General features: G+C 63.0%; 7 protein-coding genes. 2 read left to right on the plus strand and 5 right to left on the minus strand.

Features of this window, described 5'->3' with window-relative positions:
• Positions 1-9 precede the first annotated feature (9 nt).
• Both KPB06_RS16600 and KPB06_RS16605 read left to right on the plus strand, forming a co-directional pair.
• On the plus strand, positions 10-657 hold the full coding sequence (locus KPB06_RS16600) for a TetR family transcriptional regulator (protein ID WP_104012161.1): 648 nt from the start codon (positions 10-12) through the stop codon (positions 655-657).
• A 341-nt stretch (positions 658-998) separates the two neighbouring features.
• Complete coding sequence (locus KPB06_RS16605; protein ID WP_099316381.1) at positions 999-2,270, plus strand: M23 family metallopeptidase; 1,272 nt, start codon at positions 999-1,001, stop codon at positions 2,268-2,270.
• A gap of 1,194 nt (positions 2,271-3,464) precedes the next feature.
• Here the strand turns inward: KPB06_RS16605 and KPB06_RS16610 are convergent.
• From KPB06_RS16610 to KPB06_RS16630, 5 genes are all read right to left on the minus strand, one after another.
• Positions 3,465-5,192 (minus strand): ShlB/FhaC/HecB family hemolysin secretion/activation protein, encoded by a 1,728-nt coding sequence (locus KPB06_RS16610; protein ID WP_410469509.1) that lies wholly within the window; start codon positions 5,190-5,192, stop codon positions 3,465-3,467.
• A 49-nt stretch (positions 5,193-5,241) separates the two neighbouring features.
• Positions 5,242-5,652 (minus strand): hypothetical protein, encoded by a 411-nt coding sequence (locus KPB06_RS16615; protein ID WP_146075194.1) that lies wholly within the window; start codon positions 5,650-5,652, stop codon positions 5,242-5,244.
• A complete protein-coding gene (locus tag KPB06_RS16620; protein ID WP_258048549.1) occupies positions 5,649-14,774 on the minus strand; it encodes a hemagglutinin repeat-containing protein in 9,126 nt (3,041 codons plus the stop codon). Before KPB06_RS16620 ends, KPB06_RS16615 begins: the two co-directional genes overlap by 4 nt.
• Positions 14,775-15,433: 659 nt before the next feature.
• Entirely contained in the window at positions 15,434-16,159 is a 726-nt protein-coding gene (locus tag KPB06_RS16625; protein ID WP_059584345.1) for an amino acid ABC transporter permease, read from the minus strand.
• 2 nt (positions 16,160-16,161) lie between these two features.
• Entirely contained in the window at positions 16,162-16,884 is a 723-nt protein-coding gene (locus KPB06_RS16630) for an amino acid ABC transporter permease (RefSeq protein WP_059584126.1), read from the minus strand.
• Positions 16,885-16,933: the final 49 nt, after the last annotated feature.

Raw genomic sequence — 16,933 nt, forward strand, 5'->3', positions numbered from 1 at the left:
TTTCACGACATGGCCCGCAAGACCCGGGAAGAATCGCTCGCCATCAAGCACCGGATCCTCGACGCCGCCGAGCTCGTGCTGCTCGAGCGAGGCGTCGCGCAAACCGCGATGGCGGACCTCGCCGAGGCCGCCGGGATGTCGCGGGGCGCCGTCTACGGCCATTACCGCAACAAGATGGAAGTCTGTCTGGCGATGTGCGACCGCGCGTTCGCGCGCACGTCGGAAGGTTTCGACGCCGGCGACGGCCTGCCGCCGCTCGCGACGCTGCGGCGCGCCGCGTCGCACTACCTGCAGGAATGCGGCGAGCCGGGCCCCATGCAGCGCGTGCTCGTGATCCTCTATACGAAGTGCGAGCAGAGCGAGGAAAACGGCGCGCTGCAGCGGCGCCGCATGCTGCTCGAGCTGCAGATGCTGCGGATCACGAAGGCGCTGCTGCGTCGCGCGATCGCGGCCGGCGAAATCGCCGCCGATCTCGACGTGCATCTGGCTGCCGTCTATCTGGTGTCGCTGCTCGAAGGCGTGTTCGCGTCGATGATCTGGACCAACCGGCTGCGCGGCAACCTGTGGAACGACGCCGAGGCGATGCTCGACGCCGGTTTCGACGCCGTCCGCACGTCGGCCGCGCTGCGCCGGCGCGCGCAAAAATTGCCGGACTAACGAAAATCGTCGTAACAAATGCTGATTTAACCCGACTTACCGCACTGCGAAACGAATGAGCTGACCCTCTTTAAAATTTTTAACGTTTCGCGGAACATCGGTAGACTGACGCTGTCATCTTTCTTTAGCGTCTTCGTGATAACCGGGTTCGACCCGGCATGCACGCCGCCGTTCGAAGCGGGGCCCGCCCCGCGAGTTGGGTCGAACGGGAACGATACAGGCCCCTGGCGGGGCCTGTTTTGTTGCACGCCCGTCGCCCGCCATGTCGCCCCCCTGACGCATGGACCGCCGACGGCTCCTGCCCACACCTCTTTGAACCGCTTTCCTGGATGTGGACACCTTTGGTCAAGCCTGCCGCAACCCCTGATGCTTTCGCGCCCGGCCGCGCGCAGCGCCTCGTGCGCGCGCTCGTGCCGGCCGCCGTGCTCGGCGCCCTCGCCGCCTTCGGGCTCGCCGCCGCGCTGCCTGCCGTATCGCAACTGCCCGGCGCCGTCGACTCGGGCACGGCCGCGCTGCCGCAGCGCGTGCTGTCCGATACGCCGTTTCCCACCGCGCAGCATTTCGTGACGAGCGAGCTTGCACGCACGCTCGGCGAGCGCAACGACTACCTCGAGCGCAACGATCGCAGCCCGCAGCCGGGCCTGTTCGCGCCGCTCAGCGCGCATCGCAACGACATGCTCGGCTACGCGAGCCTGTTCCAGTTCGCGTCGCCCGATCACCGGCAAGGGATGCGCGCGGGCGACATCGAGCTCACGCTGTCCGATACGCTGAATCGTCTCGACGTGCCGCCCGAAGTGCGCATCCAGCTGGGCGATCTCGTCACCGGCAAGGTCGCGATGCGCGCGAGTGCGCAGCGCGGCGACTATTACCGCCTCGCGTTCGACACGCACGACGGCACGCCGCGCCTGACCGCGCTCGAGCTGCGCGTCGCCGGCCGCACGTTCGGCGCGATCTGGTTCCACGCGCCGGGCGCCGAACACGGTGCGTACTACACGCTCGACGGCTCGCCGCTCGAAGCCGCGGCGTTCACGATGCCGGTCAAGTGGACGCGCATCAGCTCGTTCTTCGGCGAGCGCATCCATCCGCTGTCGCAGGCGATGGCGTTCCATACGGGCGTCGATCTCGCCGCGCCGAGCGGCACGCCGGTCGACGCGGCGGCCGATGGCGTCGTGTCGTTCGTCGGCACCGATCCGGGCGGCTATGGCCGCTACGTGATCGTCGACCATGCGGATGGCTATTCGACCTACTACGCGCACCTGTCCGCGTACGCGCGCGGGCTGAAGGTCGGCGAAACGGTGAAGCAGGGCCAGCGCATCGGGTCGGTCGGGATGACGGGCGCAGCCACCGGCCCGCACCTGCATTTCGAGGTGCGGGTCGCGAACGATCCGGTCGATCCGCTCGTCACGCTCGCGAACGCGCAGACGGGGCTGTCCGACATGCAGCTCACCGCGTTCCGCCAGGAAGCCGCGCAATGGCGCTTCCGGCTTGCGTCGATCAAGACGACGCCGTTCGCGTTCGCGCAGAACGACGGGCCGCTGTGGGGCGATTTCGCGACCGGTCCGTCGACGCTGCGTGCGGTTTTCGATACGCACTACTCGGCGGAGCGAAGCTGATTCGGGGGCACACGATCCTGGTGGTTGCGGAAGAGCGTACGGTCAAGTGCTCCGCCACTCTTCTCTACACCGTCCGCTGGTCACGGGCTTGAGCCGATGTTTTGGCGCGGGGTAAAAGCAGACTTGCGCCTGATACCGAAGGCGGCTCGCACTACATCCCCTCGTGGTCATAGCGCCGGCGCAATACCGGATCCCGAGTGATTCGCAACCGAAAACAGTTCGGGCACCACGCACCGCGATTGACCACCGTGTTCGGCATCGAGTCCCAAACATGTCCGTGTGCGCATTGCCACGTCAATTTGACTCGATTGCCGTGATATTCGGTACTCAAGCATCGACCACCGCGCTCCGCGGCAATTGCCTGCATGTCCTCTATCGTTCGGCGTTTCGCGAGATTGGCGCAATGCCGACACCATGCCCCGCCGAGCACCAAATGCCCCCACGTCGTCCATTCATGTCCACGTGCGCATCGGAATCGGTACTTCGAATTTGTCACGTGATACTCCGTCGAGAGAAGCTGTCCACCGCGTAGTGCCGCTGCGGCCTGCAATCGCTGGAGCCCGTTCGGATCGCGTTGCTGTTCTCCATGCCTGATTCGAGCACAGTGCGGGCACCATCCGCCGTCGACGATTCTGTGAGCTACGGCTGTCCATCGATGGCCCTCGGCACACTCCCATTCGTAATGCGCGGCGATACCGATATACGTGTCAGTCAGACAACGACCGCCGCGCTCCGCCGCCGCCTCATGAAGACGTTCCAAGCCATCGGAATGTAGGAGACACGCGGCCAACTCGATTTTTGCGCATCGCGGACACCCGTGGCCGTCTAGAATCTTGCGAGCCTCGGTCGTCCATTCGTGTCCAGAACGACAGGTGAAATGTTGCCGCGCCGTTTGACCGAGATAGGTTCCTTCATGGCAAACAAGACCGCGTTCACTCAATAGTTCCTGAAAGCGGTGCTGCACGCGCACTTGTTCGCACTGGAGGCAGGTTATCGTGCCGCGCATCGCGACAGTGCCTATGCGCGTGAAGTCATGGCCCGATTCGCAGCGGAATTCATAGTAGGACTTCAGCCCTCGCCATTCGAGCGTTAGAAGCGTATGCCCCCGTTCGGCGGCAATCTCGACCAGACGGGCATATGCAACGTCGGGCTTGCGACGTGTACGTGTCGGAGAAGTACCTTGGCTCATTGTCTTCAGAACTGAGCAGTCACCTGAAAACCGAGCGTCACTCGCGCGGTCGGAAAACCCGACGGCTTGTAGACAGGCGTACCCGCGAAGAGATCGTAGCCGTATCCGCCGAACCGAGTCGCGACACTGCCCTTGAAGCCAATCACTGCACCGGCGAGCTGCGTGCCGACCAAGGCAACCGGCTCCGGTCCCCAGACCCGACCGTAGTCGAGACCTGCATAGGCCGATGCCCCGGTCTGCGCGATGGGTACCTGCAATTCGTTGCGCCAGTAGAACCCGCGTGATGCCGCCAGCAGCGTTTCACCGTCGAATCCCCGCACGGTATAACGACTGCCGATCGTGACGCTATCGAGGTATGAAACCGTGTTGCCGGTGTACTGACCATGAAAGGTCGTCACGTATTTGAACGGCTGCGCCCCAATCGCAAACGGTGTCGACAGATTCGCATCGAGCACGATCATCTTGAATCGGTACGTCTGCCCTCCCTCTGCCGCGAACATGCTATCGGTCGAGCCGAGCCAGCCCAAGCCCTGACGATAGGCAAGCGAGCCGTCGAACTGCGACGAGCCGAAATAGTGCCGGTCAGTCAACCCGAGTTCGAGAAAGGTCGCGTTCTGGTGCGACGACGGTATCGTCGTGCCTTCGATATAGCTGTCGCCGAAACGGCGCGTCAGGCGAACCTGTGCGCCGAACACATCGTTCCGGCTGCGCGTCAGCACACGATTGAGCCTGAAATCGATCGTCTTCATGTTGCCGCTCGCAACGAACGTCTGATTCACGGCCGCAAGTGGTTGAAAGTACGTGTTGGTGTAGGCGGAGAGCGTGCCGGTCCAGTAGCCCCAGGGGATCGAATAGAACGCGTTCCATCCGTGCGAGCCGAAGCGCTTGTCGCCGAATTCCAGATCCTGGTTGAAGCCGACGTTGAAGATGTCGTTCAGGCCCAGCGGGTTGTCGATGCCAAGCGATACGTTGCCTTGCAGTTTGCCCGTCGCACGCGTGCCGGAATTGTCGATGGAGGCGACGACGGTCCATGGCTTGCCGCGCTTCACGTCGAGTACGACATCGCTTTCGCCAGGCGTATCGCCCGGTGCGATCCGCATCGACACATCCTGGCTTGAGACGCGCTTCATCTGCTCAAGCCCTTGTTCGATGTCGCGCAGGTTCAACACGTCGCCGTCGCGCGTCGGGAATGCGGTCTTCCACGTTCCGCGTAGCTTCTCGTCCTCGAAACGCACGTGGCGGATCACGCCCGGAATCAGCGCAAGCTTCAATGTGCCGGTGGACAAATCCTGCTCGGGCACGAGTACGCGGGTCGTGATGTAACCGCGTGCGAGGATGGCCTGCGAGAGTCCCTTGACGATCAGGTCGACGCCTTGCTTGCCGACGCATTGGCCGGCGTAGTGCGCAAGCCAGTCGCGCGCAAAGGCGAAGCGATCCATCGGCAAGGCGGATGCGCCCTGCATCTTCGCGGCGACCGGTAACGAGTCGGGCACGTCGAGCGTAAAACGATCGATTCGGAAACACGACGTCTCAGTCGGCAGTACGGGGTAAGATTCTGGACGCGGCACATCGGAGCGCACGCCCGGCGCTTGCACGGTGGCTTCGCGCTGCTGGGCATCACGGCGCTGTTGCACCTGTTGATTCTGCTCGGCATTCGCGCGGGCGGCGGCCTGATCAGGCGGCGTCGGCGCTTGTTGTGCCTCCGCGACACACGAAATGAAGACAGAAAGCAAGCAAACCCAACACCGCTTCATATTTTTCATTTTTCGAGACAATCTATATTCAAAGCGGTTTTTGATGAATTTTCAACAACAACTCCCTCCTAAATTCATTAGGCGAGAATTCTCGTCCGGGATACAAATACCCAGCATCATCATAAACTTGACCACCAAACATCGATGCAATTGCCGATACAACAATCGCAGAAAATAAATCGTCACCGCGGCTTTCTATAGAACAGGAGTACGGATACCCATCAGAAATACTTTGCCCCGGCGGCCACTCAATTATATTGACCCAGCACCATTCGTCCTCCCGCCCTCCTCGCACGTATAGCGCCTCATTGCCTCCCCCATAATTTCTCGAGTCAATGATCGGGCACGAGCTTCCGAGTTCGAGAAATAGCATTTCAATGCATTTCGCCATTCGCTCGCCCGACGGACGTTCTTTCATATCCACCAAAGAGCTGTTCATTTGCTTCCTCCCGGGGGAGTGGTGATTGCAGATCTGGTCAAATTAACCCAGCCATTGAGGGTTTTAATGACGATATTGTTAACCATCCCCTCATTCAAAATATTGGAGACCGGGGTTCCGGGTTGAACCCACTTCGTCACATCTTGAATGTTGACACCAGCTTTTGTTGCGTCGACATAGATGTTTCCAACTTCACCGGCATTTTTCATTTGATTTGCACCGGTTACGATATTTCTCTGAACAGCATTCATTCCATTCCCGGTCACACTCTTCAGGCTTGCAGGAACTCCGTCTATCCAGCCATCAATGCCTGGATAGTTGTTGGTTGGTGCACCGACAAATTTCCCCCCCTGCATTGCAACAATGTCATTTGCTTGCGATACCTCGGTGGGGTTCATCGCATTTGCCACTACGATACCGGGCTTAGCGGCCGGCAGTAGCGCGGTAGCCTTCGCGCCTCCTGTTGCCTTACCGCCAGCGAACACACCCGCCACAGCAGTGGCCGGCACAGTTGTCAGTCCGTCCTCTTGGCGTTGCGTCAGATTGACTTGACCGATCATCGCGCGCTCTTTATCCAGCGCCTTCTTAAGCTCCGCGATTTCCTTCTGATCCTCGCCTCGGTTCTTGTCTTCGCTGGCATTGTAAAGCTCGACGTTCGATGCGGCGGCCGCTCCGGCGCTGCCGCCGACTAGTGCACCACCCACCGTTGCCGCCACGTTCGCAGCGATGCTGCCGACCAACGACGAGCCGGTCGTATCACCGACCGATTTGCTGATCCTCTCAGCCTGGTTCGCCAGCAGTGATGACGTGCCGGCCCCCGCTGCACCACCTATCGCCGTGAGCGCGCTGCCGCCGCCGAGCCCGCCGATCAGCGCACCACCGCCCATCTGCAATTCCGCGCGTGACGCCCCGCCCTCATCCCAGCTCTTCGCCTGGTCAATGTACGACTGCATCGCAACGAGGTCGCCGCGCTCGTAGGCGGCCTTGGCAGCGTCGATCGCGTCCTTGCGCTTGCCGTCAGCATACGCACCGATCGCCTGCGACACCGTCTGCCCGGCCGCCTGCGCCGCATTCATCGTATCGGCCTGCTGCGACAGCGTTTTCTGAACGTCGGGCGTCTTCGAAACGGTCCCGTTCAAGTTCGTCGCGTCGCGGTTCAGATTCGCGACATCCTGCGTCTGCTCACCCGGCTTCGTGATGTTGATCGTGCCGGCGCTCACCGCGCTCTTCGTCGTCGCGCTCTGGTCGCCGCTGTCGTTCTGGAACACCATCGGCGTGACGCCGCCCGAGCCCGATACCGACGACGGGCCGACTGCCTTGTTGCTCGACCCGACCGACGCGCCCGCGCTGAAGCCCGCGCTGTTCGCGCTGTAGTGCGAGTGGTTCTCGATGTCGCTCGTCGTGAGCGTGCCAGTCGTCAGGTTGTTCTTCGACGCGTCGGCCGTGCTGGCGATATACGCGCCCTTCAGGTCGGTATTGCCCTTCACGGCCACGTCGAACCCGCCAGCACCGGCCTGGATGCCCGCCTGCTCGTTCACGCCCGCATAGTTGCCGTCTGCATGGCCATTCTGCGCACTGAAACTCGCTCCGCCGCCGGTCTGGCTGATCGTGAAACCGCCGCCCGCGCTCGATTGATGCGCGGCGCTCACGGTCGTATCCTGAACGCTCGCCACGTTAAGGTTACCGCCCACGTCAGCCACAACCTTGTTCGCGTTCACGTTCGCGCCGATCACGTTCGTGTCGCCGCCGCTCACGATGGTTGCGGTCTGGCTCGCGTTGATATGCGTGTTGTTCTGGATCGCCGCGTCCGAATTGCCGTCGCCATGCGCACGCTGCATCGACGCGGACACGCCGATGCCGTTCGTGCCGATCGATACGCCGACGCTCGACCCCGACGACGAGTTCGAACTCTGTGTCTTGTCCGTATCGGTCGTGTTGACGAGATTGACCTGGTTATTCGCGATCAACGCAACGTTGGCCGCGTTCACGTTCGAACCCGCGATCGTGATGTTGCCGTCCTTCGGCGTACCGTTGCCCGTCGCGATCAGCTTCGCATTGCCGCCCGCGTTAATGCTGGAGCCGCGCTGAATCCTCTGGTCTTCGGACGACTGCATCGAACTATGGCTCGAACCGACGCTGACCTGCACGCCGATGCTCGGGGCCTGTGGCCCCTTTGCGCCGTTCAACAGCGCTGCGCCGCCCATGCCGCCGAATGCCACGTCTCCGGCCGCCGCGATGCTATGCAGTGCCGATGCGCGGCCGTTGCTGTCCTTCGCCGATTCGCGCGCGGCCTGCGTCTCGCCGATCGCGTTGTTGATCGCATCGCCTACCGAGCCCGACAGGCCGACCGTCAACCCGCTCTTGCTCGTCTGCTGCTGTTGCGCCTGATGCGTGGTGTCGGTGGCCGAATCGACGACGATGTTCGCCGCCTTCCCGGTCACGTCCTTGCCTGCAACCAGATCGCTGCCTTGCACATGCAGCGTATTGCCCGCGTTGACGGACAGATTGCCGTCGACCGAGCCGACCGTACTGGCGTTGTTCGTCACGCTCGACGATTGATTCTGCTGCGCAAGCTTGCTGTTGCCGACCGAGAACGACAGGCCGCCGCCCGACATCAGGCCCGAGTGCTGCTCCTGATAGGTGGTTGATGATTGGCTGGTGTCCTGCGACGTCGTGATGTTCACGTCGTGCGCCGCGTTCAGCGTCACGTCGTGTGTACCGACGACCGTACTACCCTGAACGTTGATGTCCTTGCCGCTACCAATTGACACACCGTCCGCCGAAATCAGGCTGCCGTTCGCGACAGTGCTGGTCGCGTCCTGGCTGCTGGCGATTTTCGTGCCGCTCACGACGCCGCTACGGCTATGCGTCTCGTGCGAGTTGTACACATGCGTTTCGGTCGCGGCCCCGACATTCACATCGCCGGCCGCCAGCAAGTTCGCATCGCCCTTGTTCAGGTCGATCGTGCTGCCGATGACATTGATGTCCTTGCCCGACACCACGTTGAGCGTATCGCCGCCCTTGACGGTCGTGCCCGTCAGCGCCTGGTCCGCCCCATGCCGGGTTTCCGCATAGCTGCGATTGCCTTGGTCGCCCGAACTGTTGGCGTTGATGGTCGACGTGGTGCTCGCCGCGCCAAAGGTCACGTTGCCCTTGGCCGCGACCGTGCCGCCCTGACCGAAGTTGAGTTGCGCACCCTGCGCCGTCAGGTCGCCGCCCACACCGATGGCCGACTTGCCACCGACGTTTACGGTGCTGCCGGTCGCGCTGTTGAGGTCCGTATCCGACACGCCGTTCGCTCGCTGCACGACCTTGTGCTCGCCGGTCTGCTGCGCGCCGAGGTTCCAGTTCCCGCCAATATTGGCGTTCAGATTCCCGCCGACGTTCAGGTTGCCCGCGTTCTGCTGGAAGTCGCCGCCGGTCTTGATCGACGCGTCGCCGACCACGTTCAGGTTCGCGGCCGGCCCGAGCGCCGTCTTGTCGCTCTTCGCGCCGTCGCGGCTGACCTGGTGCGTCGTCTGCGTCGCGGTATCCAGAATCAGCTTGTTGCCTGCGTTCAGTTCGAGGCTGCCGGCCTTCACGTTGGCCGACGTGAGATCCACGTTGCCTGTCGTATCGAGCGACATCAGCCCGCCGCTTTGCAGCGCACCGAATGCGTTGTCGATCTGCTTGCCCTGAAGCGCGAGCGTCGTATCCGCCTTCACGGTGCCGCTGTTCGTGAAGACCTGCGTGTTCTTCAAATCGATATTGCCGGCCGTGATCAGCGGACCGTTCGCATTTTGCTGATCGGCCTTCGCCAGATACACGACCGGCACGAGCACTTGTTGACCGCCGACCGTCTCGGTCTGCATGATGATCACGTTGCTCGTGAGCGCGGCCACCTGCTGCGCCGACAGGCTCATGCCGAGCGGCAGGTTCAGCGACTTCGACAATTCAGCGCCCGCGGCCATCAGCGACTGATACATGCCCTGAAGGTCCGTATACGGCCCCAATACCGCCTTGCCCGTCAGTTGCGTTACCTGGTTGCGCACGAGCTGCTGCTCGTAGAACCCGTCTCCGAGCCGCTTTTCGGTCGTCAGCGGATTCACGCCGATCTGCTGAAGGTAATAGTCGCTCGACAGGAAATTGTTCATCCGCGTGAACGCGGGGTTCGTCTCGATCAGGTACGTCGGATTCGGAGCCGGATTGGGCCGGTACAGGCCGCCCTGCGGAATCGTCAGGTTGTTCAACACGCTCACAGCGGTCGCGCTTGCGATCACCGGATCGACCCAGGTGGGCGTACCACCCTTGATCGCGGCGGCTCCGGATTGCGTGCCGCTCGCGTTACCGCTCACCGTGCCGATCGTCAGTCCCGGCACGGCCTGACCGGGCAGCAGGCCGAGCGACGGAATGGTCGCATTGGCCGCCGTGTTGTTCACGCTCACGCCATTGCCCGAGATCGCGCCGTTCGCGCCCCACGTCGAGCGATAGTCGGGCAAGCTGTATTGCCGCACGTCGGCCGGCGCCGCCTGCGTGTATCCACCCGGGCCGCCGACGAACGGCTTGTCGCCGAACGGCAAGGTCCAGTTGTGTTCGGTGTTGTCGTAGTTGTTGTAGTGGTAGTACCCGGAATACGTGACCGTCACGCCCGGCGCTTGCTGGCTCGTTGCGCCCCAGCCGTCCATGTCGAGACTCACGGGCTGCTTGATGTCGCCGGCCGCCGTCACGCTGCTCCAGTAGTTCTGGAACGTCTTGACCGTCGACGCGTCGAGATCACCGCCCGACGCGATCTGCGCGCCCGGGCTCAGCTTCGTCACGGTGTTGGCGGTCGCCTTGCCCTCGTAGGTCGTGTACTGATACCCGCTGTTCCACTGGCCGCCGTCCGGCGGAACGGTGAACACACCACCCGGCTGCAATTTGAGCGCGGCGATGATCGGCGCGGGATCGTAGCTGGGATCGTTGGGGTCGTGAAAGATGTTGACCCAGTGAACGTCCTGACCGCTACAGGCTGCCATGAAGTAAGCAGCGCACCCTGACATGCTGATGCCGAGCTGTTGCAGCAGCGCGGGATCGACCTGACTCGTGTTGCCCGAGGTCTGCATCACGCGCCGCGTGTTCGTAACCTTGTCGGCGTGCAGTTCCATCGAGCTACCCGACTGGATCGCTGCCGACGAATTGTTGATCAACGCCGCGTTCGTGTAGTTGCCGTTCGCGTCCTTGCCGCCCGCCAAAGCCACTTTGCCGAGCCCGAAGATCGTCGTGGTCGGCATCGAATCGCCCAGCGTCGTGTCGTCGCGGTTCTCGATGTCGTGTGCGAGGATTTCCAGCAGGCCCGACGTGTCCGATGCGCCGATCAACGCGACAGGGCCGAGGTTCGACACGGTACCGCTAGCCTGGATGGCGACGCTGCCGCCCACCATCGCGCCATAGTTCGTCAGGTCGCCCGAATGCGTCCTGAGCAAGCTACCGGCCGTGATCGCGCCCGTGTTGACGATGTTGCCGGCGTTGAGCGTCAGATTGTTGACCGATTGCAGGTTCGCGTTGTTCGTGAACGTGCCCGGCAACGCGAAGGTCAGGTCGTGACCGATGTTGAACTGCGTTTGCGGTGTGGTCGTGAAATCGCCTTGCAGGTTGATCGTCGCGTCGTGCGCCGCGCTGTATGTGCCACCGCCGAACAACGTCGAAGCCGCCACCGTCAGGTCGCGTGTCGAGCCGATCGAACCACCGGTGTTCGAGATCGCGCCTGTCGTGTTTACGTTCACGTCGCCCGCTGCATTCGCAACATTGCCGATCTGGCCTCCGGTGTTGTCCAGCGTATCGCCTTGAACCAGCAGGTTCGCGCCCATCAACTGGCCGCCCTGCGTGTTCGAGATCGAGGCCGCGCCGATCGTCACATCGCCTTGCCCTGTCATCTGCCCCATGCCGGCGACGCCGCCCGCGTGGCTGTTCACGATCTGGCTGCCGCCCCGCACGTTCATCGCGCCGCTACCGAAGTCGTGCACCGCACCGTCGGTGTTGTCGATCGACGCGGCCTGAATCGACAGCGTGCTGGCGTCACCCGCTTGGCCCGCCTCGATGTGCCCTTGCCGGTTCGACAACGCGCCGCCGCTGATCATCGACAGGTGCGCGTTCGAGCGCATCAGGCCCTGAGCGTTGTTCATTGCTCCGGCAATCATCGCAGACAGACCCAGCTTCGCAGCGATGACGCCGCTACCATTGTCCAGACTGCCGGCCTTCAAGATGGCTTGGCCGTTGGTGCCGATCGTGCCGCCACTGTTGTTCAAGGCCCCCGCGCCGTTACCGGGCATGAGCGTCAGCGTGCCGGTGCCGCCGTGCGTGAGGGTGCCTTTCGAGTTGTCGAGAACGGCTGGTGTGAGCGTCAGATCCGCACTGTTGGTCTGGATGACACCGCCATTCGAATTATCAAGCGTGCCGGAAATGGCGAGCGTGGTCGGCCCGTTCTGCCATTGCGAGATGCGGCCGCCCTCGTTTTTCAGGTTCGCGGCTGTCAATGCAAGCCGATTGGCTTCGATGTCGCCGTTCTGACTGTTGTCAATCAGGCCGGCGACGGTTGCCGCCAGCACGGGCGACGCGATTTTGCCGCCGAGGTTCGACAGCGACGCACCATGAATTGTCGTGGTCGCCGTCTTCGAACCGAGTTCGCCGCCGTCGTTGATCAGTGCGCCGCCGGCGTTTACGTCGACGTTGGCGTTCGACGTGAGCTTGCCGCTCGTATTCGTGATCGAGTCGGCCGCATTGACGCTCAGGCCCGTTTGGCCGGACGCTGAACCGGCCGAGTTGTCGATCGTCTTGCCCTGCAAGACCGTGCGGCCGTTGCTGGCGATGGCCCCCGCTTGGTTGTTGACCGTGCCTGAAGCGTTGCCGACCGTCAGCGCACCCGTGCCGACGTGCGTGATCGTGCCGCCGTTGTCGTTGATCAGCGTAGCAGGCGTGAGCGACAGATCCGTGCTGCGCGTCTGAATCAGACCGTTGTTCGAATTGTCCAGCGTGTCGGTAATCGCGACCGTCATCGGGCCAGTGCCGGTCTGCGTGACCGTACCGCCGTGGTTCAGCAGCGTCGAACCGTTCAGCGAGACTGTCTCCGCATTGATCGTGCCTTGGGAGTTGTCCAGCGTCGTGCCGTTCAACACGGCGCTTTGGCCCTCAACCCGGCCGTTCGCATTCGCAAAATGAGTGCCGGCTTCGACTGTCGCAGTCTGCCCGGCGTGCAGGATACCGTTGCCGTTGTCGACGCTCTGGCCGATCACGTGCAGGTTCGCGTCGGCCGACACCGAGCCGCTGTTCGTGACCGTGTTCCCCTGTACGGTCACGTCGCCCTTGCCGCCGATGACGCCGCCCGGATCGCCGCTCACATTCGCGCCGGCCGCGTTCGTGAGTGCGCCCGTTGCCGTCACCGACAGGCCGTCCGCGTTCAGGGAAATCAGCCGACCGGCGCTATTGTCGATCGATGCGCCCGCAATCGTTTGCTTGCCCGCGCTCTGAATCAGCCCGGCATTGTTCTGGATCGCACTCCCGAGAACGTCGACCGTGCTTTGCGAACTCAGCATGCCGTTTTGGTTCGACACGGTGCCGGCCATCTGCACGGACAGCGGGCCTTGCGAATAGGCGCGGCCGCCCTGATTCGACAGGTTGCCGCCGCCGAGCGTCATGCCCGCGCCGCTGGACAGGTTGCCCCGATCGTTGATGATCGTGCCAGCCGCATTGGCATTCACTGCACCTTTCGCGGTGACGGTCGAGCCCGCCAGATTCGCGTCGCCTGCCGTGGCGCTCACCATCAGGTTGCCGTTGGCGGCCGTCGCGCTGTGCGACAGATCCACACCGCTACCGATGAACGTCGCGTTGCCGCCCGCGCTGTTAGTCCCCGTCGCGGTTAGCTGTCCTGTGCTCGTCACGCTCAGATCGCCACTCGTGCCGACCGTGCTGTCGGCGTTGATGCCTGCGCCGAATGTGCCCGTCGAGTTGAGGCTGCCGACGTTGGCGGTCAGGTTCTGTTGGGCGGTCAACGCACCGCTGTTAGTCAGGTCCGCGCCGGTGTCGACCGTGACCGACTGTTTGCCGTAGGTGACCCCACTGTTCTGGATACCACCCGCGGCCGACAGCGACATATTGCCGGCCGCATTGGTCTGCCCCGACAGCACGAGACGACCGTTCGCGAGCAGCGTCAGATCCCCCGCTTGCGCGGCGATGTCGCCCGCATTGGCAACACCGACGCCCCTCTCTGAAGACACCAAAAACACCCTATTGGCGTACATACCGCCGAGCTGGCTGACATCGATCGCGATGCTGGGTGCTGCGCCGTTGCCGGCGATCGGCGTGGCGTTCAGGGTGGTGTAGTCGACCTGATTCGATCCGGCGACGACATTCAGCGTCTTCGCGTAAGCCTTCGCGTTGATCTGTACGGCGCGCGCCAACAAATCCACCTGATCGACATTGGCGGTATCGAGACCCGCGCCGGCCACGGTAATCAGACCCTGGTTCACGTTGAAGCCCGTGAGCGAACCGTCCGGCCCGAAGTTCGGATTGCCTGTTGTCAGCGTGGCTCGGCTCGTATTCAGGAAGCCGCCTCCATCCACGACCAAGCCGGCCTGGTTCGCGATCACGAGCTGCGCGGCTGCGCCTCCAATCTCGACCTTGCCGCGAATAAAGCTCGGGTTGTTGCTGTTGACCTGGTTGACGATCAGACGCGCGGCGTCGCCAGCGCGGTAATTAGGATTGCCGCCGATAACGCCGCCCAATTGAGTCTGGACGTTGATCGGGGAGTTATTGAGAATAATCCCGGGCTTGGGTACGTCGAACTGGTTGTACGTGTTCATCGACACGCCCGACGAGCCGGGACGGTTGATGTTCACCTGTTGAAGTCCGTTCTGTGTCTGGATTACCGATGGCGCATGCGCACCGCCCGCAACAACCTGGGCATTGGCCCATATCGGCACCACGCCGACTGCAACCAGTGCAGCGAGTGCTACCTGACGAAGCGCGCATCTTGCGAATGTGTGCGGCGAACGAATGGCGAAACCGATTTCGCCCCGCCCAGCGTTACCCGATGCACTTGCGGTTTCTTCCACCGCAACCAACATACCCCGCACGCGGCTGAATACCAGCCGATAATGGTTTTTGTTCATGATCCTGGTCTACTCGCGATTCGTCCGATCCGCTCTCACGGCCGTCGAACATCGCACGGAATCTAATCGAACAGCGTCAACAAGTGTCAAGCGTTGCCGAGAAGCGACGAGCCGGTGATCTCTTCACAGTCGTATTAGCGACGAACGCGCCGATCGGCGGCCCCAACCGTGCAGACTGAACAGTGAATTCGGTTAGTCGCAAATATTGACGGTATTGGCTACGGCAATTCGCGCGAATATTACCTCACCCATCATCTCAAAAATCCCTGACAGAATTGCGAGGGCGAATCGGCGCATGACCTGAAATTAGCCTTCTTTCAGCCACATATCAGCTTCCTCGGCGCGGCCAGATACGGCACCTCCGGCGATGCATTTCCGCATCGGCGCACTTACCACAGGAGTTTCCGCGATCGCTGCCCCCCACCATTGTGTCGATCGGGCTGGGCCTCGCGTTCATCGCAATGTTCACGGTGAGTTTCTATTTGCTCGCCACCGAGGACCGGCCGACACACCGACGCGCGCCTGTCGTTCGCTCACCGGTTTCTGGCACTGCCGTCCGGTGTTTCCTCGACTATCGCATTCGTGGAACGGGAGCAGGATCACTCGAATCGGCATGCGACCAGTAATCGGCTCCCTTGCAACCGCGTATCGGGATTACATCATCGGAGGGATTTGATCCGTTCAACCGCCGTGCTCTCGACACGCCGCCCCCGCGGCCGCCACGACAGCAACCACCGCGCCGCGCCGTCGAGCGACGTGCACAGCACCAGATAGATGACCGCGACGAACAGGAAGATCGGCGCCGGATACACCATCAGCCGGTTGTTCACCTGCGTTGCAACGAACGACAGTTCCGGCACGCCGACGATATACGCGAGCGACGTGTCCTTCACGAGCGCGACCCACTGGTTGACGAACGACGGCGTCATGATCCGGATCGCCTGTGGCAACAGCACGTAGCGCACCGTCTGCCAGCGCGTGAGCCCGAGCGACAGGCCGGCCTGCCATTGCCCGTCGCCGGCCGCGACGATCCCCGCATGCACGGCATGCGCGAGATACGCGCCACCGATCAGCGCCAGCGCGCACACGACCGTCGCGAGCCCCGGCACATCCATGTGCAGCAGCACCGGCATCAGGAAATACGTCCAGAAGATCAGCATCAGCACCGGAATCGCGCGAAAGAAGCCGATGAACGCGAGCAGCAGCACGCGCGCCGGGCCGCGTACAAGCGCCATCGCGACGCCGAGCACCACGCCGAGCGCGGCCGACGCGATCGCGGACGCGAGCGCCAGCACCAGCGACAGCGCGGCGCCGCCGAGCGGGCCGTCCGGAAACGCGCCGACGAGCAGGTACGGCAGATTCGAGAAAAGCAGCGAAAGATCCATCGTCAGCGCCCCGCTCCGAGCCGGTCGCGCCATTGCGTGGCCGCATACGCGCCGGCCTCGATCGCGGCCACCGCCGCGACGTACAGCAGCGTCGCGACGCCGAATGCGGCGAACGTCTTGAACGTCTCGGTCTCGACCTGCCGCGACGCATACGACAACTCGGCGACGCCGATCGCCATCGCGAGCGACGAGTTCTTCACGAGATTCATGTATTGGCCGAACAACGGCGGCAACGCGATGCGCACGGCCTGCGGCAGCACCACGTAGCGCAGCGACTGCATCGGCGTGAGGCCGAGCGCGGCCGCCGCATCGTGTTGCGCACGCCGCACGCCGCGCAGGCCGGCTTCGCATTCCTCGGCGACGAAGGCAGCCGTATAGGCGCTCAACCCGACCCACCCGGCCACGAATTCGAACGACGGCCACGCGAGCGTGAACGGGCCCACGCTCGCGGCATGGCGCGCATTGAGCCACGCCGTCCACGTATCGGGCAGCAACGACGCGACACCGAAATACCAGAACAGCAACTGCACCAGCAACGGCGTGTTGCGAAATGCAATCACGTACGCGGTGGCGGCCGCACGCGGCGCCCTGCCGCGCGCATGCCGCATCACGGCGAGCAGCAGCCCGCCGACGGTCGCGGCGACGGCCGACGCGGCCGCGAGGCCGAGTGTCAGCAGGAAGCCCTGCCAGAGCCAGGACAGATATTTGGGAGCCAACCCGAGCATGCTGGGAAGCGCGCACGAAGCGCGCGATCGGAGGTATGCGAACAACGCC

This window comes from Burkholderia semiarida, assembly GCF_029268935.1.
In the GTDB taxonomy this organism is placed as follows: Bacteria; Pseudomonadota; Gammaproteobacteria; order Burkholderiales; family Burkholderiaceae; genus Burkholderia; species Burkholderia semiarida.

Coding starts and splice junctions, on each gene's coding strand:
- KPB06_RS16600 (WP_104012161.1), top strand. CDS start 10: ATGGCCCGCAAGACCCGGGAAGAATCGCTCGCCATCAAGCACCGGATC.
- KPB06_RS16615 (WP_146075194.1), bottom strand. CDS start 5,652: ATGAACAGCTCTTTGGTGGATATGAAAGAACGTCCGTCGGGCGAGCGA.
- KPB06_RS16620 (WP_258048549.1), bottom strand. CDS start 14,774: ATGAACAAAAACCATTATCGGCTGGTATTCAGCCGCGTGCGGGGTATG.
- KPB06_RS16625 (WP_059584345.1), bottom strand. CDS start 16,159: ATGGATCTTTCGCTGCTTTTCTCGAATCTGCCGTACCTGCTCGTCGGC.
- KPB06_RS16630 (WP_059584126.1), bottom strand. CDS start 16,884: ATGCTCGGGTTGGCTCCCAAATATCTGTCCTGGCTCTGGCAGGGCTTC.